The organism is Streptomyces sp. NPDC048606 (assembly GCF_040650855.1).
Classification (GTDB): domain Bacteria; phylum Actinomycetota; class Actinomycetes; order Streptomycetales; family Streptomycetaceae; genus Streptomyces.
In genome coordinates this window covers 63,704-88,125 of record NZ_JBEZIB010000014.1, presented here as the reverse complement: position 1 = coordinate 88,125, position 24,422 = coordinate 63,704, and the positions used below count along the sequence as shown (strand labels likewise).

Genomic DNA, 24,422 nt, shown 5'->3' with positions numbered 1-24,422 from the left:
CGCCTTCAGCCCGTGTTCCTTCAGCCCATGTTCGCCTTCACGTGGTCGATGACCTCGCGGAACGCGCGGGTGGGGGAGAAGTCCACGTAGTCGACGTCGGTCAGGGCCACCGGGATGTGGCCGGGCGACCAGTAGAAGGCCTGGCCCGCCTCGTACACCTCGTCGCCGTCCCTGGTCCGCATCATCAACCGCCCGGACACGAGGTAGCCCCAGTGCGGGCACTGGCACATGTCGTCCGGCTGCCCCTTGACCGCCGCGGTGAGGTCCGTGCCCTCGGGCAGGTGCACGAACGCCGCCGTCAGGTCACCGCCGATCTCCTCCATCCGCAGTTCCACCCCACCGCCCGCGAGGGCGACGGGGGTCTGCTCCCGTACGAGCGCTGCCGACATGACGCCTCCAGGTGCGCGGGGTTCACTCCCATGGCCCCCCACCCCAGTCTCGGCCGGTTCGGCGTCCCCCGCCGTACGGGGGCCGGGACCAAGGTCCCGTAGGAAACGACCAGCGGGCCCGGAATGTCCTGGACGATCGGCCCGGGCGGCGTGAACCCCGGGGCATGGGAGAATGAAGTACGTGCGTTTCCTCGGCTGTCCTACCTGTCGAGGCCGTAGCAGGATCCTTCGATCGACTGGGATGTTCAGCACGTGCGTTTCCTCAATGACCTGAAGCCGCCGTACGACCTGACGTACGACGATGTGTTCATGGTGCCGAGCCGCTCCGCGGTCGGTTCCCGCCAGGGCGTCGACCTCTCCTCGCCCGACGGAACCGGCACCACCATTCCGCTCGTCGTGGCGAACATGACGGCCATCGCCGGCCGCCGGATGGCCGAGACGGTCGCCCGCCGCGGCGGCATCGTCGTCATCCCCCAGGACATTCCGATCGAGGTCGTCACCGACGTCATCTCCTGGGTCAAGACCCGCCACCACGTGCTCGACACCCCGATCACGCTGGCGCCCACCCAGACCGTCGCCGACGCGCTGTCCCTGCTGCCCAAGCGGGCCCACGGCGCCGGTGTGGTCGTGGACGCGGACAACCGTCCGATCGGCGTGGTCACCGACCACGACCTGACCGGCGTGGACCGCTTCACCCAGCTCTCCGAGGTCATGTCGAAGGAGCTGCTGCTCATCGACGCCGACATCGACCCCCGCGACGCGTTCAACCAGCTCGACGCGGGCCACCGCAAGCTGGCCCCCGCCGTCGACAAGGACGGCCGCCTCGTCGGCATCCTGACCCGCAAGGGCGCCCTGCGCGCGACCCTCTACACCCCCGCCACCGACGCCGAGGGCAAGCTGCGCATCGCCGCCGCCGTCGGCATCAACGGCGACTTCGTGCAGAAGGCCAAGCAGCTGCTCGACGCGGGCGTCGACACCCTCGTCATCGACACGGCCCACGGCCACCAGGAGTCGATGATCAACGCGATCAAGGCCGTCCGCGCGCTGGACCCGAAGGTCCCGATCGTCGCCGGCAACATCGTCGCCGCCGAGGGCGTCAAGGACCTCATCGACGCCGGCGCCGACATCATCAAGGTCGGTGTGGGCCCCGGCGCCATGTGCACCACCCGCATGATGACCGGCGTGGGCCGCCCGCAGTTCTCCGCGGTCCTGGAGTGCGCGGCCGAGGCCAAGAAGTACGGCAAGCACGTGTGGGCCGACGGCGGCGTCCGCCACCCCCGTGACGTGGCGATGGCGCTGGCCGCCGGCGCCTCCAACGTCATGATCGGCTCCTGGTTCGCCGGCACCTACGAGTCCCCGGGCGACCTCCAGCAGGCGGCCGACGGCCGCCTGTACAAGGAGTCCTTCGGCATGGCCTCCGCGCGCGCGGTCCGCAACCGCACCTCCGAGGAGTCCGCCTACGACCGCGCCCGCAAGGCGCTGTTCGAGGAGGGCATCTCCACCTCGCGCATGTTCCTCGACCCGGCCCGCCCCGGCGTCGAGGACCTGATCGACTCGATCATCGCGGGCGTGCGGTCCTCCTGCACCTACGCGGGCGCCGGCTCCCTCGCCGAGTTCGAGGAGCGCGCGGTCGTCGGCATCCAGTCCGCCGCCGGCTACGCCGAGGGCAAGCCGCTGCACGCCAGCTGGAGCTAGTACCCCGCAGGCACGCCACCCGTGGCCCCGGACCCTCCCCTCGCGGGGCGGGTCCGGGGCCACGGGCGTTTCCCGGACCCGCCCCGTGGATTCCGGCCCGGTGCGCGCGGCCGCTCCGGTCAGGGCGCGCCGTCGGCGGGGCGTCGGGGCGCGGGCCGCTCCACCCGGGTCCTGCCCCGGCCCGGCTCGGAACTGTGCACGCCCGCGCGGTACTTCGGGATCCGTACGGTGACCTTCATGCCGGCGCCGACGCCCGTCTCGACGACGAGCCCGTAGTCGTCCCCGTAGACCTGCCGCATCCGCTCGTCCACGTTCGTCAGCCCGATCCCGGAGGAGGAACCGCCGCCCTCCCCGGCCAGGATCCGCCGCAGCAGCGCCGGGTCCATCCCGACGCCGTTGTCGTCGATGCTGAGCACCGCCTCCGCGCCGGCGTCCCGGGCCGCGATGGTGATCCGGCACTCCCGCGTGGAGTCCTCCAGCCCGTGCTTCACCGCGTTCTCCACCAGCGGTTGCAGGCACAGGAACGGCACCGCGACCGGCAGCACCTCCGGCGCGACCTGGAGGGTCACCTTCAACCGGTCCCCGAACCGGGCCCCGGCCAGGGCCAGGTACTGCTCGATCGAGCGCAGCTCCTCGGCGAGCGTCGTGAACTCCCCGTGCCGGCGGAAGGAGTAGCGCGTGAAGTCCGCGAACTCCAACAGCAGGTCCCGCGCCCGCTCGGGATCCGTCCGCACGAACGAGGCGATGGCGGCGAGGGAGTTGAAGATGAAGTGCGGGGAGATCTGCGCCCGCAGCGCCTTGATCTCCGCCTCCATCAGCCGCGTCCGGGCCCGGTCCAGTTCCGACAGCTCCAGCTGTACGGAGACCCACCGCGCGACCTCCGTCGCCGCCCGCACCAGGACCGCCGACTCCCGAGAGCCGTACGCCACCAGCGCCCCCAGCACGCCGTCCTCGCCGGTCAGCGGCGCGAACACGGCCCACCGGAGCGGGCAGTCGGGACGGCGGCACTCCGTCCGCACGCTCTGACCGCGCCCCGACTCCAGCATGGTCCGCACCCGGGCCATCGCCCGTCGCTGGTGGTGGTCGGCGCCCGGACCGTCCCAGGCGAGCACCGTGTCCCGGTCCGTCAGGCACAGCGCCTCGGTCCCCAGCAGCGAGCGCAGCCGCCGGGCCGCCTTGCGCGCCGCGTCCTCGGTGAGCCCGGCCCGCAGCGGGGGAGCGGCCAGCGAGGCGGTGTGCAGCGTGTGGAAGGTCGCCCGCTCGACCGGCGTGCCCAGGTCCGCCCCCGCCGCGCGCCCGCCCGGCCACGACCGGCGCCGCCCCGCCACCCACCCCGCGGCGAACAGCAGGGCCGCGACCAGCACCGCCAGCGCCGCCGGCAGCGCCCCGCTCACCGCACCCGCCCCGGGCGCCGGTCGGCCACCACGTCCTCGGGCAGGTGCAGCCGGGCCAGCGCGCCGGCCGTCCCGGCCGGGATCCGCGACCGGGTCGCCAGGGACACCAGCACCATCGTCAGGAACCCGAGCGGCACGGACCACACCGCCGGCCACGCCAGCAGGGCGTGCGTCCAGCCCCCGGGCGCCAGGCCCCACCGGGTCACCACCACCGCGCCCAGCGCCGCCCCGCCGCCGGTCAGCAGCCCGGCCACCGCGCCCGGCGGGGTCAGGCGCGACCACCAGATGCCGAGCACCAGCAGCGGGCAGAAGGAGGACGCCGACACCGCGAACGCCAGCCCCACCGCGTCGGCGACCGGCACGTCACGGGCCACCACGCCGCCCGCCAGGGGCACCGCCAGCGCGACCACCACCGCGAGCCGGAAGCTGCCGAGCCCGCGCCGGGGCAGCACGTCCTGGTGGAGCACCCCGGCCACCGCCATGGTCAGCCCCGAGGCCGTCGAGAGGAACGCGGCGAAGGCGCCCCCGGCCAGCAGGGCGCCCAGCAGCTCGCCGAGCACTCCGCCCAGCATCCGTTCGGGCAACAGCAGCACCGCCGCGTCGGCGTCCCCGGTGAGCGCCAGCTCCGGCGCGTAGATCCGTCCGAGGGCCCCGTAGACCTGCGGCAACAGGTAGAAGGCGCCCAGGAGTCCGAGGACCACGAGGGTGGTGCGGCGCGCGGCCCGCCCGTCGGGGCTGGTGTAGAAGCGCACGGCGACGTGCGGCAGGCCCATCGTGCCGAGGAAGGTGGCCAGGATCAGCCCGTACGTGGCGTACAGCCGGTGCTCGCCCCCTTCCCCGGACAGCGACCGCGACCAGCCCGGCACGTCCCCCGACTCCCCGGCGCGGGAGTCGGGCACCACGCTGCCGGGGGCGAACTCCAGCCGGGTGCCGGCCCGTACGGCGTGCTGCCCGGCGGGCAGCGTCAGGGGGGCCTCCCGCACCTCCCGCCCGTCGAGGTGCCCGGTCACCGTCACGGTCAGCGGGTCGCGCAGCGACAGCCGCACGTCCTCGCCCAGGGTGACCGCGGTGTGCTCCCGGAAGACGGCCGGGGCGTCGAAGGAGGCACGCGGCGCCCCGTCCCCGGCCCAGGCGGCGATCAGGAAGAAGGCGGGCACCAGCAGGGCGGTGAGCTTGAGCCAGTACTGGAAGGCCTGCACGAAGGTGATGCTGCGCATCCCGCCGGCCGCCACGGCCGCGGCGACCACGCAGGCGACGACCACGCCGCCCGCCCACCGGGGAGCGCCGGTCAGCACCTCCAGGGTGAGTCCGGCCCCCTGCAACTGGGGCAGCAGGTACAGCCAGCCCACCCCGAGGACGAACAGCACCGCGATCCGCCGGACCGCCCGGGACCGCAGCCGCGCCTCCGCGAAGTCGGGCAGCGTGTACGCCCCCGAACGCCGCAGCGGGGCGGCGACCAGCACCAGCAGCACCAGGTACCCGGCCGTGTAGCCGACGGGGTACCAGAGCATCTCCGGGCCCTGGAGCAGCACCAGCCCCGCCACCCCGAGGAAGGAGGCGGCGGAGAGGTACTCGCCGCTGATGGCGGCCGCGTTGAGGCGGGGGCCGACCGTGCGGGAGGCGACGTAGAAGTCGGACGTGGTCCGGGATATCCGCAGGCCGAGCGCGCCGACGAGCACCGTGACCAGGACGACGACGGCGACCGCGGTCAGCGCGTACGTCCGGTTCACCGCGGGGTCCTTCGGCAGGGGAGGGGGTCCGCCGGAGTCTACGCAGCGCGACGGCGCGGCGACAGGCTCGCTCCGCTCACCGGGCCGGGTCGCGGTCCTCCGCGCAGTCGCGCAGGGCGATCTCCAACTCCACCCAGGAGTCCTCCGCGTGCCGGAACGCCAGCCGCAGCGCGGCCTCCGCGCGGGGCGGCAACTGGCCGCGGGCGTCCTGGTGCGCCGCGTAGAGCACATCGGACCAGTGGGCGGCGGCGCTGCGCAGCCGGGCGAGCAGTCGCTCCGCCTCGGCGGGTCCGGCGGGCCGGGTCCGGGGAAGTCCGGCCAGCGCGTCCAACAGCGCCTGGATCTCGGACATCTCGCTCCCTCCGGGCCGTGGGGGCCACGATACGCGCGCCCCGGGGGCCCGGTGCGGGGATCGGGGCCCGCTGCGGTCGGCGGGCCCGGTGGATCGCCGTACGTCCGCCGCGGTGCGACGAACGGCTCCGCGGTACGCCGGACGGTCGCGCGGCGGGGTCGCGTGGCGGGGTCGCGTGGCGGGTTCGTGCGGCGCGGGAAGGGCGTCGGCCCGGTCAGCCGGTCGCGTGGCGCATCAACAGGTCGCGCAGTTCGCGCGCGTGCCGCCTGCTGACCTGGAGTTCGGCCGGCCCGACCCGGACGGTGGTCGTGCCCGCGTCCACCCGCAGCTCGTCGATCCGGCCGAGCGCCACCAGGTGCCGGCGGTGGATGCGGACGAACCCGCGGGCGGACCAGCGTTCCTCCAGCGTGGACAGGGGGATGCGCACCAGGTGGCTGCCCTCGTCGGTGTGCAGGCGGGCGTAGTCGCCCTGGGCCTCCACGTAGGCGATGTCCGCGATGGCCACGAACCGGGTGACACCGCCCAGTTCGACGGCGATCTGCTCCGGGGCGCGGTCGGCGACGGCGGCGAACGCCGGGGCGCCCCCGCGCGGCGCGGCGGTGTCCGGCGCGACCCGGTCCGACTCCGCCGCCCCGGGCGCGTGCGGGGGCCGGCCCAGCAGGTCGCGGGCGCGCCGGACGGCCTCGGCCAGCCGCTCGGGGCGGACCGGCTTGAGGACGTAGTCCACCGCCTTGAGGTCGAACGCCTGGACGGCGAAACCCTCGTGGGCGGTGACGAACACGATGAGCGGGGGCCGGGCGAAGCCGGACAGCAGGCGGGCGATGTCCAGGCCGGTCAGCCCGGCCATCTGGATGTCCAGGAAGACCACGTCGATGCCGTCGGGCCCGTCCGGGCCGCCCTCCAGCGCCCGCGTGATCCGTCGCAGCGCCTCGGTGGCGTCGCCGGCGCCCTGCGCGCTGCTCACCCGGGGGTCGGAGCGCAGCAGGTAGAGGAGTTCCTCCAGCAGGGGTTCCTCGTCGTCGACGGCCAGTACGCGCAGCATGGGCCGAGTCTAGGGTCTCTCGTCGAACTCCTGTCGTCGCCCGGGGCAGGCGGGAGTTCGACGACAGGCCCTGGGCAAGGGGCGGTGGAGGGCCAACGGGGTGCGCGGCCCCCGCCCGGGGGGGGGGGGCGGGGGCCGCGCGGACCGGAGGGGCGGGTGCGCCGCCGGGAGGGGCTACTTGGTGATCATGTCGCCGGCGGGGGAGACGGCGTACCAGGTGCCGCCGACGCCCTGCCCGTTGGTGTCGCCGGGCTTCTTGTCACCGGCGAAGGTGTAGACGGGCCAGCAGTTGACCGACTGCTGCTTCTTGCCGTCCGGCCGGTCCAGGACCGTGTAGTTCTTCTCGACGATGCCCTTGTCGGCCGCCCGCTCCGTCGGCGGGACCACCGGCCACTTGGCGAGGCAGTCGCCGACGCACTTGGACACCATCGGCCAGGCGGTGTCCGGCTTGAAGCGGTAGACGGTCATGCCGTTCGCGTCGACGATGTGCTCGCCCAGCTTCGGGTCCTTGGCCACGGACAGCTTGCCCGTGGCCGGGGCCGGGGCCGCGGCCTCCGGCGCCGCGCCGGCGGCCGGCTGGGCGGCCTTCTTGCCGTCGGGGGCGAGGGCGAACCAGGTGCCGCCGACGCCCTGCCCGTTCAGGTCGCCCGCCTTGGCGTCCTTCGCGAAGCGGTACGCGGGCCAGCCGGCGACCGTCAGCTGCTTGGTGCCGTCCTTGCGGACCACCTCGCCCAGCAGGGCGGGGTCGGTGCCGGCGGGGGCCGTCACGTCGCCGGCGGGGACCACGGGCCAGGCCTTCGCGCAGTCGCCGTCGCAGTTGGAGGTCGGGGGCTTCGCGGTGTCCTTGTCGAAGCGGTACAGGGTGAAGCCGGCGCTGTCGGTGAGGACCGGGCCGAGCCGGTCGGTGGTGGAGGCGACCAGCTGCCCGGCGGGCTTGGCGCCCGCCGGCGCGTCGGCGGCGGCCGAGGCCCCGGCGTCCTGGGCGTAGGGGTCCGCGGCGGGGGCCTCGGCGGCGGCTCCGGCGGGCTTGACCGCGTCCGCCGCCTTGTCGGTGCCTCCGCAGGCCGTCGCCGTGAGGACGACGGCGACGGCGACGGCGGCCAGGGACGTTCCGCGCTTGATGCCCATGATGATCTCTCCCGTGTGGTGTGCGCCTGTTCGCGCCGCCGGGAGCCCGGCGACGTGTGCAGGACACGCGTCGGCGGGAGCGTCCTGTTCAACGCGGCCGGTATGACCTGTTTCACTCAGCCGGCGTCGAACCCGGCCCTCCTGACGGCCGTGACCACAGCGAGGCCGAGCGTGCGGTGTCCGGCGTCGTTGGGGTGGAGTCCGTCCGCGAGGTGCTCGGGTCCCAGCACGTCGCGGCCGGGCAGCAGGGCGAGCCGGCCGTCGCCGGCGGCGATCCGGTCCCGGGTGGCCCGCTCCATGGCGTCGCGCAGGGCCCCCAGGGTGGCGCCCAGCCGGTTCGGGGTGCGTTCGGCGTCGGGGCGCAGCACGGGGGAGACGAGCAGCAGCGGGGTGCTCGGGTGGCCCTGGCGGATCAGGTCGAGGAAGACGCGGGTGGTCTCGTAGAGGAGGGCCGCCGAGAAGGGGACGCGGCTCCAGCAGTTGGTGCCGAAGGCGAGGGTGAGGACGTCGGCGGGGAGGGCGGCCAGTTGCTCGGCGGTGGCCAGTTCCCCGCGCGCGGCTCCCGCGTAGCCGATGTTGACCGTGTCCCAGCCGAGGGCCCGGCCCGCGACGGCGGGCCAGCCGTGGGCGGGGCGGGTGGACCACCAGCCCTCCGTGATGGAGTCGCCGTGCACCACCCAGCGGGGGGCGGCGGGCGCGGGCGCGAGGTCACCGCCGATCCCGCGCAGGCCCAGGATCACCGGGGACTGGCCCTCCGGCGGGTGCAGGACGAAGGGGCCGTGGCGGGCGGGCAGGTCCAGGCGTACGACGGACTCGCCGGCGGGCTCGGTGAACACCTCGGTGATCAGCCCGTGCCGGTTCCACAGGGCGAAGCCGTGCGCGAGGTCGCGCAGCGCGTCGGTGGGGCCCGGAACGGCGGCCCGGTAGTGGATCTCCACGGCGTGCGCGGTGGCGGTGGTGAACTCCAGGCGGACCCCTATGGGGAGCGTGGCCCGTTCGCCGGTGTCCCAGGGCAGCCGCATCGTGTCGGCCGGGTCGGCGCGCACGGGGCGGCCCTTGTCCAGCCAGGCGACCCCGCGCAGGAACGGTTCGGGGTCCAGCCAGTGCGCCCGGGGGCCGGGTTCTCTCACTCTTCGCCTCCGCTGCTCGGGTACGGGTACGGGTGGTGCCGGTGGGTCGGCGGCCCCGGGGTCCGCCGGCGGGTGTGGAACCCGTCACTTCGGCAGGGGCCGCACGGGTGACCCGTACCCGTGGAGGGACCACTTCCACCGCCGCGCCGACCACGGGATCTGACGACGCGTCAAGTGGAACCTCCGGGAGGGGTCTGCGGAGGGGTTGCGCAGTGATCGATCGTCTGTGCGCAACAAACGACCATCGCAGGCGGATCCGCGCAATGATTGTTCGACAATGTGCAAGGATGGTGCATTACGGGCGGTATCACTCAGCTCGTAGGCTCACTCGCTGTACGTGGAGTGGCGCGGACCGCCTGCTCGGCGGTCCCCCCATGCCCAGACAGGGCCCGGCCCTGTCTGTCAACTGCTCCGGACCGCTGCGGTCGACGCCTGAACGTCCCCATCCGCAGTGTCAAAGGAGTCCCTCGTGCTCGATCACGGCCAGGCGCCACCGCTCACGTCCGAGCCCCGCAAGCCCGTCAACCCGCTGCTGCGCCGCAAGTCGGTCGAGCGACTGGTCTCCGAGGGCGGCCAGGGCGAGGGCGGCTCGCTGCGCCGCTCGCTCACCATGTGGCAGCTGACGATGATCAGCATCGGCGCCACCCTGGGCACCGGCATCTTCGTCGTCCTCGGCGAGGCGGCTCCCAAGGCCGGTCCGGCCGTGACGATCTCGTTCGTCATCGCGGGCCTCACCGCCCTGTTCTCGGCCCTGTCCTACGCCGAGCTGGCCGGCTCCGTGCCGGTCTCCGGCTCCTCGTACTCGTACTCGTACGCGACCATGGGCGAGTTCATCGCCTGGATCTGCGGCTGGTGCCTGGTCCTGGAGTACGCCGTCTCCGTCTCGGCCGTGGCCGTCGGTTGGGGCCAGTACCTCAACGAGCTGCTCGAAGGCACCATAGGCATCACGCTCCCCGAGAAGCTCTCCGCCGCCCCGCTGGGCGACGGCGGCTGGATCAACCTTCCCTCCCTGGTCGTCGTCCTGCTCGCCATGGTCTTCCTGATGCGCGGCGCCAAGGAGAGCGCCCGCATCAACACGATCATGGTCGTCGTCAAGATCGTCACCCTGGTGCTCTTCATCGGCATCGGCGTCCTCGGCATCAAGGCCGGCAACTACGCCCCGCTGGCCCCGCTCGGCATCACCGGCATGAGCGCCGCCGCCTCCACGCTCTTCTTCTCCTACATCGGCTTCGACGCCGCCTCCACCGCCGGTGAGGAAGCCAAGAACCCGAAGAAGGACCTGCCCCGCGCGATCATGCTCTCGCTCGGCATCGTCACCGTCCTGTACGTCCTCGTCGCCTTCGTCGCCGTCGGCGCCATGCCGTGGCAGGACTTCGAGGGCACCGAGGCCGCGCTCGCCCAGATCATGACCGACGTCACCGGCACCAGCGTCTGGGGCGTCGTCCTCGCCGCCGGCGCCGTCGTCGCCATCGCCTCCGTCGTCTTCGCCGTCCTCTACGGCCAGACCCGCATCCTCTTCGCGATGTCCCGCGACGGCCTGGTCCCCAAGGTCTTCGCCAAGGTCGACGAGAAGACCGGCGCCCCCCGCGCCAACGTGCTGATCGTCTCGATCTTCTGCGGCGCCCTCGCGGCCTTCATCCCCCTGGGTGAGCTGGCCAACGCCACCAGCATCGGCACGCTCTTCGCCTTCGCCCTGGTCAACATCGCCGTCGTCATCCTGCGCCGCACCAAGCCCGACATGCCCCGCACCTTCAAGGTGGCGCTCTTCCCCGTCACCCCGATCCTCGGCTTCATCGCCTGCGGCTACATGATGTACAGCCTGCCCGTGGCCACCTGGGTCGCGTTCGGTGTCTGGATGGCCGTCGGCCTCGTGGTCTACTTCCTGTACGGCATCCGCCGCTCAGCATTGGCCACAGCAGAGAAGTGATCCACCCGCAGTGCGACTGAACGATCTCGACGAACGCATCGTGCACGCCCTCGCCGAGGACGCCCGCCGCTCCTACGCGGACATCGGCTCCGAGGTCGGACTCTCCGCCCCCGCCGTCAAACGGCGCGTCGACCGGCTGCGGGCCGAAGGAGCCATCACCGGCTTCACGGTCCGCGTCGACCCCGCCGCGATGGGCTGGGAGACCGAGGGCTTCATCGAGATCTACTGTCGCCACAACACCTCGCCGGACGACATCCGCCGAGGGCTGGAGCGCTACCCCGAGGTGGTGTCCGCGTCGACCGTCACCGGCGACGCGGACGCCCTCGTCCAGGTCTTCGCCTCCGACATGCGCCACTTCGAGCGGGTCCTGGAACGGATCGCGGGCGAGCCCTTCGTGGAGCGCACCAAGTCGGTCCTGGTCCTCTCCCCGCTCCTGCGCCGCTTCACCTCGGGCGCACCTGCGTAACCCCGCACCACGAGAACGCCCCCGGCGCGGCCCCGCGAGGCCGCACCGGGGGCGTTCCCGTACCCCGGCGCGCGGTGCGCGCGGCCGCGCCCGGTGCGTGCGGCCCTACGCCGACACGGGTCGGGCGGCGGCGCCGTGCAGCAGGGGGCGGCGTTCCTCCTCGGTCAGCCCGCCCCACACGCCGAAGGTCTCGCGGGTGCGCAGGGCGTGCCGCAGGCAGGCCTCCCGGACCGGGCAACCCCCGCAGACCCGCTTCGCGGCCCGGTCCCGGTCCTCGCGGTCGTCGCCCCGCTCGCCGGCGGGGTGGAAGAAGCGGCCGGGCCCCAGGCCCCGGCAGGCCGCCGAGGACTGCCACTGCCAGTGGTGGAGGGCGGCGCCGGGCAGGCGCGAGACGTCGGTCATGACGGTTCCCTTCCGTGGATTGCGTCCCTCACCCCGCGTGTGACCGCGAGGCCGGCGACGAAACCCGGGAAACCGGGAGAGTGCGGAAAACCGGGAGAGTACGGGAGCGGGGCGGGCCGGAGGTGGCCGCTGATCTGCCACGTGTTCACCGCTACGGACACCCGAGTGCCTCGCCCGCGCTCCCGTGCCGACGACGCTACGACCATCCCCGCCCGCACTCAATGAACCGCGTGTTAAACCGTGTTACGGCCTCGTGCCGGCCCCTGCGGGGCTCCTGTGCCCGGCCTCCCCGTCCTCCGGTTCCCCCGGGGTGAGCAGGCCGATGAAGACCGGTTCGCGCCGCAGGGCGAAGCCCATCGCCCCGTAGAGCCGGACGGCGTTCGTGTTGTCGGCCGCCGCGTGCAGGAAGGGGAGGTCCCCGCGCTCGCGCACCCCGGCCGCCACCGCGCGGACCAGCCGCTGGGCCAGACCCCGCCCCCGGTGGTCCGGATGCGTGCACACCGCGCTGATCTCCGTCCAGCCGGTGGGCCGCATCCGCTCCCCGGCCATGGCCACGAGCCGCCCCTCGTGGCGTATCCCCAGGTACGTGCCCAGCTCGACGGTCCGGGGCAGGAACGGGCCCGGCGCGGTCAGCGCCACCAGCTCCAGCATCTCCGGCACGTCTGCCGCCCCGAGCCGGACCGCCTCGGGGTCCGCCTCGGCCCGTACCGCCCGCCCGTCCAGCTGTACGCCGGGGATGGTGCGCAGCGTCCGCCAGCCGGGCGGCGGCGTCGGCAGGCCCGTCAGCCACACCTCCCGGCCGGGACCCGTCAGCTCGGCCAGGTCCGCCCAGGCGCGGGGGTCCCGCGGATCGGCGACGGCGGCGAACGGGTTGGCGTCCGGCAGGTAGCGGGCGGCGCGCCCGACGGACTGGGCGAAGGCGCGGTGCGGGCCGCTGAGGGCCGCCCACACCGGGTTGTCCAGCACGGCGCCGTCCTGGCGTGACTCGGGTGACATGGCTGCGCGGATCCTTCCGTAGGGTGGGGGAGCCGGCTCCCGGGCGGCGGCGGCCGTGGCCGCGGCCGAGGGGGCCCGCCACCCGCAGGCTATGCTCCGCGACCACCCCGGAGCAGGCCCTTTTCCGTGCCGCCGGGGCCGCCCCGGGAGGGCGCCGGGACGGGGCGCGGGGAGGCGGAGGGAAGGCCGCGCGCAGGGTCGTCCGGAGGGCCGTACGACACGCCCGGGAACCCGCCCCAGCGGCCGGAACGGCCCCACGCAACGAATCGCCGCCGAGCCCCCTGAACGCGCAACGAATCGATGCGTCCAGCGCAACGGTGACGGCTTGTCGCGGTCGAACGCGCGAACGTACCGTTTTACGACCCCCACCCCACCAGTCACAGAGGTTCGCCCATGCCCCCGCTGCGCACCGCACTCCTCCAGAGCTCCGGACGGCTCGGCGACACCGCCGAGAACCTGAAGCGGCTCGACGAGGCCGCGGCGCGCGCCGCACAGGGCGGGGCCGGGCTCCTCGTGACCTCGGAGATGTTCCTGACCGGCTACGCGCTGGACCTCCAGGACGTCCCCGGCATCGCCGAACCGGCCGACGGCCCGTCCGCCGTCGCCATCGGGGAGATCGCGCGCCGCCACGACATCGCCGTCCTGTACGGCTACCCCGAGCGGTCGGGCGAGGCGGTCTACAACTCGGCGCAGCTCATCGGCCCCGACGGGACCGCGCTCGCCAACTACCGCAAGACCCACCTCTTCGGCTGCTTCGAGCAGGACGCCTTCACCCCCGGCGACATCCCCGTCGTCCAGGCGGACCTGCACGGGCTCCGCGTCGGCATCATGATCTGCTACGACGTGGAGTTCCCCGAGAACGTGCGGGCGCACGCGCTCGCCGGGACCGACCTCCTCCTGGTCCCGACCGCGCAGATGCACCCGTTCCAGTTCGTCGCCGAGCAGCTGGTCCCCGTCCGGGCCTTCGAGAACCAGATGTACATCGCGTACGTCAACCGGACCGGCCCCGAGGGCGAGTTCGAGTTCGTCGGCCTCAGCTGCCTCGCGAGCCCCGACGGCGTCACCCGCACCCGCGCCGGTCGCGGCGAGGAGACGGTCTTCGGCGAGGTCGACCCCGAGCTCCTCGCGGCCTCGCGCGAGAACAACCCCTACCTGCGCGACCGCCGCCCGGGGCTCTACGCCTCGCTCGTCTGAGTCCGACGCCGCCCCTTCCCCCCGCCCTGCCTGCTCTGCCGCAAGGAGACGTACCCCCATGACGTCCACGGTGCCCACCACCGCCGTCCCGCACAGCGACGGTCAGCCCCCGATCACCATGTTCGGGCCGGACTTCCCGTACGCCTACGACGACTTCCTCGCCCACCCGGCGGGTCTGGGTCAGATACCGGCGACCGAGCACGGCACGGAGGTCGCCGTCATCGGCGGTGGCCTGTCCGGCATCATCTCCGCGTACGAGCTGATGAAGATGGGCCTCAAGCCCGTCGTCTACGAGGCCGACCAGATCGGCGGCCGGCTGCGCACCGTCGGCTTCGAGGGCGCCGAGACCGAGGGCCTGACCGCGGAGATGGGCGCCATGCGCTTCCCGCCGTCCTCCACCGCCCTCCAGCACTACATCGACCTCGTCGGCCTGGTCACGGAGCCCTTCCCGAACCCGCTCGCCGAGTCCACCCCCTCGACGGTCGTCGACCTCAAGGGTGAGACGCACTACGCCGAGACCATCGCCGACCTGCCGCAGATCTACCGCGACGTGTCGGCCGCGTGGAACGCCTGCCTCGACGAGGGCGCCGACTTCTCCGACATGAACACCGCGATGCGCGAGCGGGACGTCCCGCGCATCCGCGAGATCTGGGCCAAGCTCGTCGAGAAGCTCGACGACGAGACCTTCTACGGCTTCCTGTGCAAGTCCGAGGCCTTCAAGTCCTTCCGCAAGCGCGAGATCTTCGGCCAGGTCGGCTTCGGCACCGGCGGCTGGGACACCGACTTCCCGAACTCCATCCTGGAGATCCTGCGCGTCGTCTACACCGAGGCGGACGACCACCACCGCGGCATCGTCGGCGGCTCGCAGCAGCTGCCGCTGCGCCTGTGGGAGCGCGAGCCCGAGAAGATCCTGCACTGGGCCCAGGGAACCTCCCTGTCCTCCCTGCACGAGGGCGCCCCGCGCCCGGCGGTGACCCGCCTGCACCGCACCGCCGGCAACCGCATCACGGTCACCGACGCCTCCGGCGACATCCGCACGTACCGCGCCGCGATCTTCACGGCCCAGTCCTGGATGCTCCTGTCGAAGATCGAGTGCGACGACACGCTGTTCCCGATCGACCACTGGACGGCGATCGAGCGCACCCACTACATGGAGTCGTCCAAGCTGTTCGTCCCCGTCGACCGGCCGTTCTGGCTGGACAAGGACGAGGAGACCGGCCGCGACGTCATGTCGATGACGCTGACCGACCGCATGACCCGCGGCACCTACCTGCTGGACAACGGTCCCGACAAGCCGGCCGTCATCTGCCTCTCGTACACCTGGTGCGACGACAGCCTCAAGTGGCTGCCGCTGTCCGCGAACGAGCGGATGGAGGTCATGCTGAAGTCCCTCGGCGAGATCTACCCCAAGGTCGACATCCGCCGTCACATCATCGGCAACCCGGTCACCGTCTCCTGGGAGGACGAGCCCTACTTCATGGGCGCGTTCAAGGCCAACCTGCCGGGTCACTACCGCTACCAGCGGCGCCTGTTCACCCACTTCATGCAGGACCGCCTCCCCGAGGACAAGCGCGGCATCTTCCTCGCCGGCGACGACATCTCCTGGACGGCCGGCTGGGCCGAGGGCGCGGTCCAGACCGCCCTGAACGCCGTCTGGGGCGTCATGCACCACCTCGGCGGTTCCACGGACGCCGCCAACCCCGGCCCGGGTGACGTCTACGACGAGATCGCCCCGGTCGAGCTCCCCGAGGACTGATCCCCGGATCCCCGGCCGGATCCCGGATCCCGGAATCCTCGGGGTCCCCAGGGTCCCCCTGACACGGGCCGCCCCCGCGCACGAACGCGGCGGCGGCCCGTACTCATGTCCGCGCCCTCACAGCGGCGCCCTCACGCCCGCTGCCGCACCACGCGGACCGGCGTCAGCAGGCAGCGGCCCACCAGGCCGACACCGGAGTCGAGGGACGCGCGGAACTCCTCCGCCAGTTCGGGGGAACGGCGCAGGGTCCACATCAGTCGGGCCGCCGCCCACGCGCCCGCGCGGGCGCGCTCCAGGCTCCACGAACCGATCAGGTGGGTCAGCGGGTCGGCGATCTCCAGGAGGTCGGGACCCGGCATCAGATCCTCCCGGATGTGCTCCTCCAGGGCCACGAGGGTGTCGCCGACCCGGTCGAAGTCGGCTTCGAGGGCCGCGGGTTCGCATTCCAGCGTCCGGCAGGTGGACACCACCGCGACCGCCAGGTCGTGGCCGATGTGCGCGTTGATCCCGGCCAGCGCGTGCTGGAGCGGCCGGACCCCCGGGTGGCGGCGGTACTGGAGCAGGGGCCGCCAGCAGGCCGGGGCCCGGTCCGCCTCGACCGCCGTCAGGTACCGCTGGGCGAAGCGCACGCTGAGGGTCTCCGCCCGCCGGGGCGCCGGGAACTCCCCGTACGCGATCCGGCGGTGCAGGGTCTCCGTCACGGTCAGGTAGACCCGGTTGAAGACGGCGACGCCGTCCTGCGCGGGGAGCCGCTCATCGAGGGCGCGCATCCGCGCGAGCACCGCTTCCATGGGAGGCAGCGTCGCAGTCCGCCCCCCGATCCCGGGGAACTTGGCCGTACGCTTCCCCGGTTCGGGTGAAGGCCCGTCAACCCCGCTTGTCCCCGGAGTCGTCGTAGGCGGACGTGCCCGAGTCGAGCAGCGGTTCCTGCTGCTTGAGGTGGGCCGGGGCGAAGTGGCGCAGCGCGTGGTAGCCGGTGATCACCACGATGGTGCCGAGCGCGATGCCGCCCAGCTCGAAGCTGTCGGTGAACCGCAGCTTCACGCCGCCGACGCCGATGATGATGCCCGCCGCGGCCGGCACCAGGTTGAGCGGGTTGCGCAGGTCCACCCGGGCGTTCAGCCAGATCTGGGCGCCGAGCAGGCCGATCATGCCGTAGAGGATCACGGTGATGCCGCCGAGCACCCCGCCCGGGATGGCGGCGACGACCGCGCCGAACTTCGGGCACAGCCCGAAGAGGAGGGCGAAGCCGGCGGCGGCCCAGTAGGCGGCGGTGGAGTAGACCCGGGTGGCGGCCATGACGCCGATGTTCTCCGAGTACGTGGTGTTCGGCGGGCCGCCCACCGCCGTGGACAGCATCGACGCGGCGCCGTCGGCGGCGATGGCCGTGCCGAGCTTGTCGTCGAGCGGGTCCCCGGTCATCTCGCCCACGGCCTTGATGTGTCCCGCGTTCTCGGCGATCAGCGCGATCACCACGGGGAGCGCGATCAGGATCGCCGACCACTCGAAGGCGGGGGCGTGGAAGGACGGCAGCCCGATCCATTCGGCCTTGCCGACGCCCGACAGGTCCAACCGCCAGTGGTCGACCGCCTCGGGGCCGCCGACGGGGGAGTGGATCTTCCCGAAGACCAGGTCGAAGATCCAGGAGATCGCGTAGCCGAAGACCAGCCCCAGGAAGATCGCGATCCGGGACCAGAAGCCCCGCAGGCACACCACCGCGAGCCCGGTGAACGCCATCGTCAGCAGCGCCGTCCACTGGTCCTGGGGCCAGTACGTGGATGCCGTCACCGGGGCCAGGTTGAAGCCGATCAGCATCACCACGGCGCCGGTGACCACCGGCGGCATCGCCGCGTGGATGATCCGCGCGCCGAACCGACGGACGGCCAGGCCCGCCAGGAACAGCGCCGCGCCGACGACGAACACCGCGCCCGTGACCACGGCGCTGTCGCCGCCGCCGGCCCGGATCGCCGCGGCCACGCCCACGAAGGACAGCGAGCACCCCAGGTAGGAGGGCACCCGGCCGCGCGTGGCCAGCAGGAAGATCGCGGTCGCGACGCCCGACATCATGATCGCCAGGTTCGGATCCAGGCCCATGAGGACCGGAGCCACGAAGCTCGCGCCGAACATCGCGACCACGTGCTGTGCGCCGAGCCCGGCGGTGCGCGGCCACGAGAGCCGCTCCTCGGGCCGCACCACCGCGCCGGGAGCGGGGGTCCGCCCGTCTCCGTGCAGGGTCCAGCCAACGCCGAAGCCCATGTTCCACCACTTCCGTTCGAACGACCCGTCAAGCATCCTGGCCACGCACGGAGGTGCCGCACGGAGCCAGCGGTCATATTACGGCCGTATAGGGGCAGGTTCGTCCTGGTTGGCGGCACCGGTCGGCCCCGAACCCGTCCTCGGCCGCAGCACGGCCGCGCCCACGACCAGCGCACAGGACAGCGCGGTCACCAATCCGAACGACACCACCAGCGACGTGGCGTCCGCGACGGCGCCGATCGCCGACGGGGCGATCAGCCCCGAGGTGTAGGTGATCGTCGCGACCCCCGCGATCGCCTGCGCCGGAGCCGGCCCGCTGCGCCCCGCCGCCGCGAAGGCCAGCGGCACCACCACCGCGATGCCCAGCCCGATCAGCCCGAAGCCGGCCATCGCCGCCGCCGGGTGCGAGGCCGTCACCACCAGCACCCCGCCCGCGGTGGCCAGTACGCCGCCCGCCCGGACGGTGCGCACCGGCCCGAACCGGTCCACGACCCGGTCCCCGACCAGCCGCGCCACGGCCATGGTCAGGGCGAAGGCGGTGGTGGAGGCGGCGGCCGGGCCCGCGCCCGCGTCCAGTACGTCGCGCAGGTACACGGCCGACCAGTCCAGGCTCGCCCCCTCCGCGAAGACCGCGCAGAAGCCGATGCCGCCGATCAGCACGGCCGAGCGGGGCGGCAGCGCGAAACGCGGCGGAGCCTCGCCGTCCGGGTCCCCGCGCAGGTCGAGCACCCCCTGGGCGGCGATGAGTCCGGCCACCGTGAGGGCCAGGGCGGCGATCAGGTGGTGCGGCCGGGCGTCCGTCCCGGTGTGGGCGGCGAGCGTGCCCGCGGCCGAGCCGAGCAGCGCGCCGACGCTCCACATGCCGTGCAGCGAGGACATGATGGAGCGGCCCAGCCGGTTCTCGGTCTCCACCCCGAGGGCGTTCATCGCCACGTCCGACATGCCGGCCGTGGCCCCGTAGACGAAGAGCGTGCCGCACAGGGTCACCAGGTTCGGGGCCAGGCTCGGCAGGATCAGGGACAGGGTCCACAGCGCCAGCAGGCCGCGCAGGGCGTTGCGGGCGCCGAAACGGTGGTTGATCCGCCCGGCGAGCGGCATCGCGAGCGCGGCGCCGAGGGCGGGGAAGGCGAGGGCGACGCCCAGGGTGCCCGCGCCGAGCTGCGCGTGGTCCTGGATCCAGGGGATGCGGGTGGCGAACGAGCCGGTGACGGCGCCGTGGGTGCAGAAGACGGCGGCGATCGCGAAGCGGGCATGGCGCAGGCGCGCCGGGCTGAAGTCGGTTTCCCCGGTCATGGCGGCAAACTATCAGGGACCCTGCCTGATGGTTAGGGGGTCGGCCCGCCTAGGATGAGCGGCGTGACCCCCGCCCAGGCACCGACCCCCGCCGCCCCGCCCGCCGCCCCCCACCGCGGCGCCCCGTACCCGGCCCCGCCCTCACCGGCCTCGCCCAGTACGGCACGGGCCATCAACGACCGGCTCGCCCTGGAACTCCTCCAGGACCAGGGGCCCCTGACGGCGACCCAGCTCAAGCAGCTCACCGGGCTCTCCCGACCCTCCGTCGCGGACCTCGTCGAGCGGCTGACCGCGGCCGGGCTGATCGAGGTCGTCGGCGAGTCCGGGGACCGGCGGCGCGGCCCCAACGCCCGCCTCCACGGGATCGTCGCCCGCCGGGCGCACCTCGCCGCCCTCGACGTGCGCACCGACAGCGCCACGGCCGTGGTCACGGACCTGCTCGGCACCCCCCTGGCGCGGGCCGCGCTGCCCGTGGACGCCGTCGACGAGGCCGTCGACCGCCTCGCGGAACTCACCCGCGAGGCGGGCGCGCGGGACCTGCACACCGTGGTGATCGGCGCGCCCGGCCTCGTCGCGCCCGCCACCGGCGAACTGCGCGACACCAGCGGGCTGCCGGCCTGGCACCGGGACCTCGTCGCCGCCCTCCAGCGCCGGCTGCCCGCCGCGGTGCTGGTGGAGAACGAGACCAACCTCGCGGCCCTCGCCGAACAGCGCGCCGGCGCGGCGCGCGACCTGGACTCCTTCGTCCTGCTGTGGCTCGGAGCGGGGGTGGGCGCCGCCGTCGTGCTGGACGGCCGACTGCGCCGGGGCGCCTCCGGCGGAGCCGGGGAGATCGGCTTCCTCCCGGTGCCCGGCACTCCCGGCCTGCCCTCCGCCACCGACTGCGGCGGCGGCTTCCACGCCCTGGCGGGCCGCGAGGCCGTGACGGCCCTCGCGGCGGAGCACGGATTCCGCGGCCCGGCCGAGGAGGCCGTCGCCGGCGCCGCCGGGGAGGCCTTCCTGGACGCGCTGGCCGAGCGCCTCGCCCTCGGGGCCGCGGCCGTCGCCGCGGTCCTGGACCCGGGCTGCGTGGTCCTCGGCGGGGAACTCGGCCGGGCGGGCGGTCCCGGGCTCGCGGACCGGGTGGCCCGCCGCCTGGCGGCGCTGACCCCCGTCCCGACCGCGGTCCGGGCCACCGCGCTGGGCGGTCCGGCGGTGCTGGAGGGCGCCCGACTGGCCGCCCGCGAGGCCGCCCAGTCGGTCCTGTTCGCCGGCTGACCGAGCGGGCCGCGCCCCCGGCCGGCCCGGCCGTCGGGACCGGACCCGGCCGCTGCGGCCGAGCCCTGCCGCCGGGACCGGTTTCCTCCTGGTCCGTCCGGTCGGGCGGTCTCGCCGGATCCGGCCGTCCTGCCGGGTCCCGCCGTCCCGCTGTCCCACCGTCCCGCCGAGGCCGGCACGTCCTGCCGGGGCCTCGCCGCCCGGCCGGACCGGCCGGTCCCCGCCGCCGCGTCCCGCCGGGGCCCGCGCCTCCCGCCGGGGCCCGCCGCCGCGTCGGGTCTCCCGGCCCCGGACGGCCCCGCTCAGGCTCCCGTACGGTCCCGGCGGGCCAGGAACTCCTCGAACGTGATCCGGCCCACCGCCCTCCCGGGCGCCAGGTTCCCGCCGCGCCGGAAGCCCGCGTAGGCCTTCCCGGCGAGCGGCAGCGGGACGACGCGGCGCCGGCCGCCGGTCGCCGCGAGGTAGACCCGGCCCCACTGCGCCAGGGTGCGGACCTCGGGGCCGCCCAGGTCCGGGACCCGGCCCGCCGGGGTCGGCACCGCCAGCTCCGCGAGGCGGTCGGCGACCTCCTCCACGGCGATCGGCTGCACCCGCACGCCCGACGGCAGCGGCACCACCGGCAGCTTCGCCGCCGCGCCCACCACCCGGGCGAGCAGGTCGTGGAACTGGGTGGTGCGCAGGATCGTGAACCCGAGCCCGGAGCCCTCCAGCAGCCGCTCCACGGCCAGCTTCGTGCGGTAGTAGCCGAGGGGGACGACGTCCACGCCGACGATCGAGACGTAGACGACGTTGGTGACGGTCCCGCTGCGGCGGGCCGCCCGGATCAGGTGTCCGGCGGCCACGTCGTCACCGCCGCGCGGGGCACTGGCGCAGTGCACCACCACCTCCGCCCCCGCCATCGCCGCGTCCAGCCCGGTGCCCTCCCGCAGGTCGACGGGGTGGGTGGGGGAGCGTCGGCTCAGGACCCGGACCTCGTGGCCGAGCGCGCGCAGCCGTTCGACGAGCGGGACCCCGAGGGTGCCCGTGCCGCCGGTGACGAGGATGGTGCTCATGGGGGGTGTCCTTCCGCGGGGGAGTGCTGTCGACCAGGGGACAGGACGGGGCCCCGGAACGTGACAGCGCGCGCGGGACGCGGCCGGACGTGCGGGAATTCCACCCCGGACGTGCGGGAAACCGGCCCCGCACGTGTGCGGAACCGGCCCCGGACGTGCGAGGACCCGGTGGCCGCCGGGCCACCGGGTCCTCACGTCATCTCATCTCACCCGGAAGGGAGGGGTGTCAGCAGGCGCCCTGGTCCTTCCAGACGCCCCACTCACCGGTGGTGCCGGGTTCCTGGTTCTGCGTCCACCACTGGGCCTTCCAGTTGTGGCCCTTGTGCGAGACCACGTTCCCGCTGTTGTAGATGCTCCCCGCCACGTACGCCGGGTTGGTGCACGTGCCGCCCGGAGGCGTCGTCGGAGGAGTGGTCGGCGGGGTGGTCGGGGGCTGGCTGCCGCCGCCCGGCTCCACCAGCGTCGTGCCGCGCGCCAGGTCGCCGGCGAGGGCGTAGGTGGTGCCGGAGATGTTCACCGTCCAGTTGGAGGGCGTGGACACCGGCAGGTAGTAGTTGAACGCCAGGTCGACCGAGGCGCCCGGGGCCAGCGACTGCCAGGCCGGGAGCTTCAGGGAGACCCGGTGGAAGTCGCCCTTCAGACCGCCCACGTTGCTGCCCGTGTGGTCGCTCTTGATGACCTTGGTGCCGAAGCCGGACTGGTCCGAGGCGTTGGACGGGGCGGAGGTCGAGTAGTCGAACTGGAACTCGGTGCCGCCGGGCAGCGCGGTCTTCGTGTTGTTGGTGATCTTGATCTTCGGGGTGATCGGGTAGTTGGAGTCGCCGAGCTTGAACTCGGTGAACTCCGTCTTGATGTCCACGGCCTGGTTCGGGAGCGCGGTGTTGGACTTCTTCGCGCCGTACGGGGCGGCCGCCTTGAACTTCTCGTACATCACCGAGGTCAGGGTGTCGCCGACCTCGTACTGGCCCTTGGTCGCGTTCCAGGCGTAGTCGCCGGCCATCTCCCAGACCATGGTGCCGCCGATGCCCCGGTCGACCACGTAGTCGGCCTTGGCCGCCACGGACTGCTCGTCCTCGGTGGAGAGGAAGACCTTCTTCTGGGCGTTCCACAGCCACGGGGCGACCAGGTTCGCGTCGTACTTGCGGACGTAGGTGCCGGTCAGCGTGGTGTTCGCGGGGAAGCCGTACTTGGTGACGTAGTCGCCGACGATCCCCTTCTCCAGGTTCTTGGCGTGCCACATCGGGTTCGAGCCGGCGGGCGACTCGACACCGTTGGTGTCCTTGTCGTGCCACAGGTTGTCGATGCCGACGGCGCCGTCACCGCACTTGGTCAGACCCGCGCCGGCCGGGCAGGTGGTCGCGGCCGCCTTGCCCCACAGGCCGTCGGTGCCGCCCTGGACGTTCTTGAAGCCGCGGGTGTAGTACGGCAGGCCGATGTTGATGCGGCCGGCCGGCATGGAGCCGCGGAAGTAGTGGTAGGCCCAGTCGGTGTTGAGGTAACCGATGTTGCCGTACTGGGAGCTGCCGTAGACGTTCGCGGCGGCCAGCTCGGCGTCCTTGCCGTCGTCGAAGAGCGAGGCGTTGGGGCCGACGTACTCGTTCCAGGCGCCGTGCAGGTCGTAGGACATGATGTTGACGTAGTCCAGGTACTTCTGCATCTGGTACGTCTCCATGCCGCGCAGCAGGTAGCCGGAGGAGGGCGCGGCGACGGTGAGCAGGTAGTGCTTGCCGTCGGCGGCGCCGGCCCGGTCGAGCTTCTCGCGCAGGGACTTCATGAGGGCGTCGTAGCCCTTGACCAGGCCCGCGCGGCGGGCGTTGGACAGCTGCCAGTCCAGCGGGTTGCCCGCGTCCTTCATCGAGGTCGCGTACTCGTAGTCGATGTCGACGCCGTTGAACCCGTACTTGCGGATGAACTCGACGGAGGAGTCGGCGAAGGTGTCGATGCCGGCCTGGTTGACGGAGCCGTCGGCGTTGGTGGCCATCGAGTAGAAGCCGCCGGACGCGACGCGGTTGCCGTCGTCGCCGAAGTAGCCGCCGGTCTCGGCCCAACCGCCCACCGAGACGAGCGTCTTGACGTTCGGGTACTGCTTCTTGAATTTGTTCAGCAGGTTGAAGTGGCCCTTGTAGGGGAGGGCCGGGTCCATCTCGGCGCCCGCGACGCCGGGCCAGGTCATCCCGGTGGCGGCGTTGTTCACGTTGTCCGCGCCGACGGAGATCTTGTTGTCGGAACCGATGTGCGCGAAGGCGTAGTTCAGGTGGGTGACCTTGGACCACGGGATGTTGTTGGCGAGGTAGGCGGGGGTGCCGTCCTTGCCGGTGCGCCAGCCCGTGAAGTAGCCGATGACGCGGCGCTGGTGGTCGGCGCCCATCTTCTCGCGACCCTCGGAGTCGTAGACGGAGCAGTACGGGACGTCCACTCCGGCCGTCTTGTACAGGCCGTCGGGGCGACAGCTCTCGTTGTCTGCGGCGTGCGAGACGCCCGCGGAGAGCCCGCCGACCAGCAGGCCGGCGATCGCGGCGCCGGATGCCAGGAGCATCGCTCTCGTACGTGTGGGGGACAGCATGGTGCCTCCTGGGGAGGGGAGGATGGCAGGACACGGCGTGCGGCGAGGCCGGCCGGGCGGCGGGCGAAGCGGCAGCGCGGAAGCAGGAACCACTGCGGAGGTGCGGCGGAACGACGTGGGATGAGGTCGGGCGTCTTGCGGCAACGGGCTTGAACGTGGCGCTGGTTGACCCCTGACGTGCGCACGTCGGCGGGGTCGGCTCCCGGGGAAGATGAAGGGAACGTTAAGAGGACTAGACCAACCCGTCAATAGGTCTGGACCAACGCTCGCTCGTGAGTGCCGGCGGGAAACGTCCCCCGCGCGGCCGGCGCGACAGCGACGCTCGAGAACCGGCCGCTTGTGACCCAGGCCACAGCGATTCACTCGCATGGCCGACGATCGCCCGTGGCACACTGGCACT

The 24,422-nt window shown here is 73.3% G+C and carries 20 protein-coding genes; 6 read left to right on the top strand and 14 right to left on the bottom strand.

Annotated features, from left to right (window positions below; genetic code table 11):
- Positions 1 to 20 precede the first annotated feature (20 nt).
- Positions 21 to 389 (bottom strand): hypothetical protein, encoded by a 369-nt coding sequence (locus tag AB0D01_RS17655; RefSeq protein ID WP_363056105.1) that lies wholly within the window; start codon positions 387 to 389, stop codon positions 21 to 23.
- A gap of 252 nt (positions 390 to 641) precedes the next feature.
- Here AB0D01_RS17655 and AB0D01_RS17650 point away from each other — a divergent pair, with 252 nt between their 5' ends.
- The gene (locus tag AB0D01_RS17650) at positions 642 to 2,084 is read left to right on the top strand and encodes a GuaB1 family IMP dehydrogenase-related protein (protein ID WP_363056103.1); all 1,443 of its coding nucleotides are present in this window, start codon (positions 642 to 644) and stop codon (positions 2,082 to 2,084) included.
- A 119-nt stretch (positions 2,085 to 2,203) separates the two neighbouring features.
- Here the strand turns inward: AB0D01_RS17650 and AB0D01_RS17645 are convergent, their stop codons facing one another.
- The 6 genes from AB0D01_RS17645 to AB0D01_RS17620 form a co-directional block, all read right to left on the bottom strand.
- Entirely contained in the window at positions 2,204 to 3,478 is a 1,275-nt protein-coding gene (locus AB0D01_RS17645) for a histidine kinase (protein ID WP_363056101.1), read from the bottom strand.
- Positions 3,475 to 5,208, bottom strand: coding sequence for a cation acetate symporter (locus AB0D01_RS17640; RefSeq protein ID WP_363056099.1), 1,734 nt, complete (start codon positions 5,206 to 5,208; stop codon positions 3,475 to 3,477). The genes AB0D01_RS17645 and AB0D01_RS17640 overlap by 4 nt, the downstream gene beginning before the upstream one ends.
- A gap of 76 nt (positions 5,209 to 5,284) precedes the next feature.
- Positions 5,285 to 5,560, bottom strand: coding sequence for a hypothetical protein (locus AB0D01_RS17635; RefSeq protein WP_363056097.1), 276 nt, complete (start codon positions 5,558 to 5,560; stop codon positions 5,285 to 5,287).
- A 214-nt stretch (positions 5,561 to 5,774) separates the two neighbouring features.
- The gene (locus AB0D01_RS17630) at positions 5,775 to 6,602 is read right to left on the bottom strand and encodes a LytTR family DNA-binding domain-containing protein (protein ID WP_363056096.1); all 828 of its coding nucleotides are present in this window, start codon (positions 6,600 to 6,602) and stop codon (positions 5,775 to 5,777) included.
- 174 nt (positions 6,603 to 6,776) lie between these two features.
- Positions 6,777 to 7,730: an SCO0930 family lipoprotein gene (locus AB0D01_RS17625; RefSeq protein WP_363056094.1), complete on the bottom strand. Its 954-nt coding sequence runs from the start codon at positions 7,728 to 7,730 to the stop codon at positions 6,777 to 6,779.
- Between the two features lie 116 nt (positions 7,731 to 7,846).
- Complete coding sequence (locus AB0D01_RS17620; protein WP_363056092.1) at positions 7,847 to 8,860, bottom strand: GDSL-type esterase/lipase family protein; 1,014 nt, start codon at positions 8,858 to 8,860, stop codon at positions 7,847 to 7,849.
- A gap of 469 nt (positions 8,861 to 9,329) precedes the next feature.
- Here AB0D01_RS17620 and AB0D01_RS17615 point away from each other — a divergent pair, with 469 nt between their 5' ends.
- Both AB0D01_RS17615 and AB0D01_RS17610 read left to right on the top strand, forming a co-directional pair.
- Positions 9,330 to 10,787 (top strand): amino acid transporter, encoded by a 1,458-nt coding sequence (locus AB0D01_RS17615; protein WP_363056090.1) that lies wholly within the window; start codon positions 9,330 to 9,332, stop codon positions 10,785 to 10,787.
- A 10-nt stretch (positions 10,788 to 10,797) separates the two neighbouring features.
- On the top strand, positions 10,798 to 11,253 hold the full coding sequence (locus tag AB0D01_RS17610; RefSeq protein ID WP_007262967.1) for an Lrp/AsnC family transcriptional regulator: 456 nt from the start codon (positions 10,798 to 10,800) through the stop codon (positions 11,251 to 11,253).
- Between the two features lie 105 nt (positions 11,254 to 11,358).
- On the opposite strand, the gene AB0D01_RS17605 is transcribed toward AB0D01_RS17610, so the two are convergent.
- Both AB0D01_RS17605 and AB0D01_RS17600 read right to left on the bottom strand, forming a co-directional pair.
- Positions 11,359 to 11,655 (bottom strand): WhiB family transcriptional regulator, encoded by a 297-nt coding sequence (locus AB0D01_RS17605; protein WP_363056088.1) that lies wholly within the window; start codon positions 11,653 to 11,655, stop codon positions 11,359 to 11,361.
- Positions 11,656 to 11,898: 243 nt separating this feature from the next.
- Positions 11,899 to 12,651: a GNAT family N-acetyltransferase gene (locus AB0D01_RS17600; RefSeq protein WP_363056087.1), complete on the bottom strand. Its 753-nt coding sequence runs from the start codon at positions 12,649 to 12,651 to the stop codon at positions 11,899 to 11,901.
- A gap of 393 nt (positions 12,652 to 13,044) precedes the next feature.
- On the opposite strand from AB0D01_RS17600, the gene AB0D01_RS17595 reads away from it, so the two are divergent.
- Complete coding sequence (locus AB0D01_RS17595; protein WP_363056085.1) at positions 13,045 to 13,845, top strand: carbon-nitrogen hydrolase family protein; 801 nt, start codon at positions 13,045 to 13,047, stop codon at positions 13,843 to 13,845.
- Positions 13,846 to 13,903: 58 nt separating this feature from the next.
- Positions 13,904 to 15,601 (top strand): NAD(P)/FAD-dependent oxidoreductase, encoded by a 1,698-nt coding sequence (locus AB0D01_RS17590; protein ID WP_363056083.1) that lies wholly within the window; start codon positions 13,904 to 13,906, stop codon positions 15,599 to 15,601.
- Positions 15,602 to 15,732: 131 nt separating this feature from the next.
- Here AB0D01_RS17590 and AB0D01_RS17585 read toward each other — a convergent pair whose 3' ends face one another.
- The 3 genes from AB0D01_RS17585 to AB0D01_RS17575 all read right to left on the bottom strand — a co-directional run bounded on the left by AB0D01_RS17585 (position 15,733) and on the right by AB0D01_RS17575 (position 19,150).
- Positions 15,733 to 16,392 (bottom strand): DUF5995 family protein, encoded by a 660-nt coding sequence (locus AB0D01_RS17585; protein ID WP_363056081.1) that lies wholly within the window; start codon positions 16,390 to 16,392, stop codon positions 15,733 to 15,735.
- Between the two features lie 76 nt (positions 16,393 to 16,468).
- Positions 16,469 to 17,857 carry a solute carrier family 23 protein gene (locus AB0D01_RS17580; RefSeq protein ID WP_363056079.1) on the bottom strand — a complete coding sequence of 463 codons (1,389 nt, stop codon included), beginning with the start codon at positions 17,855 to 17,857 and terminating at the stop codon, positions 16,469 to 16,471.
- 78 nt (positions 17,858 to 17,935) lie between these two features.
- On the bottom strand, positions 17,936 to 19,150 hold the full coding sequence (locus tag AB0D01_RS17575) for an MFS transporter (RefSeq protein ID WP_363056077.1): 1,215 nt from the start codon (positions 19,148 to 19,150) through the stop codon (positions 17,936 to 17,938).
- A 54-nt stretch (positions 19,151 to 19,204) separates the two neighbouring features.
- Here AB0D01_RS17575 and AB0D01_RS17570 point away from each other — a divergent pair, with 54 nt between their 5' ends.
- The gene (locus AB0D01_RS17570) at positions 19,205 to 20,407 is read left to right on the top strand and encodes an ROK family transcriptional regulator (protein ID WP_363056075.1); all 1,203 of its coding nucleotides are present in this window, start codon (positions 19,205 to 19,207) and stop codon (positions 20,405 to 20,407) included.
- Positions 20,408 to 20,709: 302 nt separating this feature from the next.
- Here the strand turns inward: AB0D01_RS17570 and AB0D01_RS17565 are convergent, their stop codons facing one another.
- Together AB0D01_RS17565 and AB0D01_RS17560 are read right to left on the bottom strand one after the other, a co-directional pair.
- Positions 20,710 to 21,459 (bottom strand): NAD(P)H-binding protein, encoded by a 750-nt coding sequence (locus AB0D01_RS17565; RefSeq protein ID WP_363056073.1) that lies wholly within the window; start codon positions 21,457 to 21,459, stop codon positions 20,710 to 20,712.
- 226 nt (positions 21,460 to 21,685) lie between these two features.
- Positions 21,686 to 24,022 (bottom strand): chitinase C-terminal domain-containing protein, encoded by a 2,337-nt coding sequence (locus tag AB0D01_RS17560; protein WP_363056072.1) that lies wholly within the window; start codon positions 24,020 to 24,022, stop codon positions 21,686 to 21,688.
- Positions 24,023 to 24,422: the final 400 nt, after the last annotated feature.

Coding starts and splice junctions, on each gene's coding strand:
- AB0D01_RS17575 (WP_363056077.1), bottom strand. CDS start 19,150: ATGACCGGGGAAACCGACTTCAGCCCGGCGCGCCTGCGCCATGCCCGC.
- AB0D01_RS17625 (WP_363056094.1), bottom strand. CDS start 7,730: ATGGGCATCAAGCGCGGAACGTCCCTGGCCGCCGTCGCCGTCGCCGTC.
- AB0D01_RS17560 (WP_363056072.1), bottom strand. CDS start 24,022: ATGCTGTCCCCCACACGTACGAGAGCGATGCTCCTGGCATCCGGCGCC.
- AB0D01_RS17600 (WP_363056087.1), bottom strand. CDS start 12,651: ATGTCACCCGAGTCACGCCAGGACGGCGCCGTGCTGGACAACCCGGTG.
- AB0D01_RS17605 (WP_363056088.1), bottom strand. CDS start 11,655: ATGACCGACGTCTCGCGCCTGCCCGGCGCCGCCCTCCACCACTGGCAG.
- AB0D01_RS17595 (WP_363056085.1), top strand. CDS start 13,045: ATGCCCCCGCTGCGCACCGCACTCCTCCAGAGCTCCGGACGGCTCGGC.
- AB0D01_RS17565 (WP_363056073.1), bottom strand. CDS start 21,459: ATGAGCACCATCCTCGTCACCGGCGGCACGGGCACCCTCGGGGTCCCG.
- AB0D01_RS17570 (WP_363056075.1), top strand. CDS start 19,205: ATGAGCGGCGTGACCCCCGCCCAGGCACCGACCCCCGCCGCCCCGCCC.
- AB0D01_RS17590 (WP_363056083.1), top strand. CDS start 13,904: ATGACGTCCACGGTGCCCACCACCGCCGTCCCGCACAGCGACGGTCAG.
- AB0D01_RS17635 (WP_363056097.1), bottom strand. CDS start 5,560: ATGTCCGAGATCCAGGCGCTGTTGGACGCGCTGGCCGGACTTCCCCGG.
- AB0D01_RS17630 (WP_363056096.1), bottom strand. CDS start 6,602: ATGCTGCGCGTACTGGCCGTCGACGACGAGGAACCCCTGCTGGAGGAA.
- AB0D01_RS17585 (WP_363056081.1), bottom strand. CDS start 16,392: ATGGAAGCGGTGCTCGCGCGGATGCGCGCCCTCGATGAGCGGCTCCCC.
- AB0D01_RS17580 (WP_363056079.1), bottom strand. CDS start 17,857: ATGGGCTTCGGCGTTGGCTGGACCCTGCACGGAGACGGGCGGACCCCC.
- AB0D01_RS17655 (WP_363056105.1), bottom strand. CDS start 389: ATGTCGGCAGCGCTCGTACGGGAGCAGACCCCCGTCGCCCTCGCGGGC.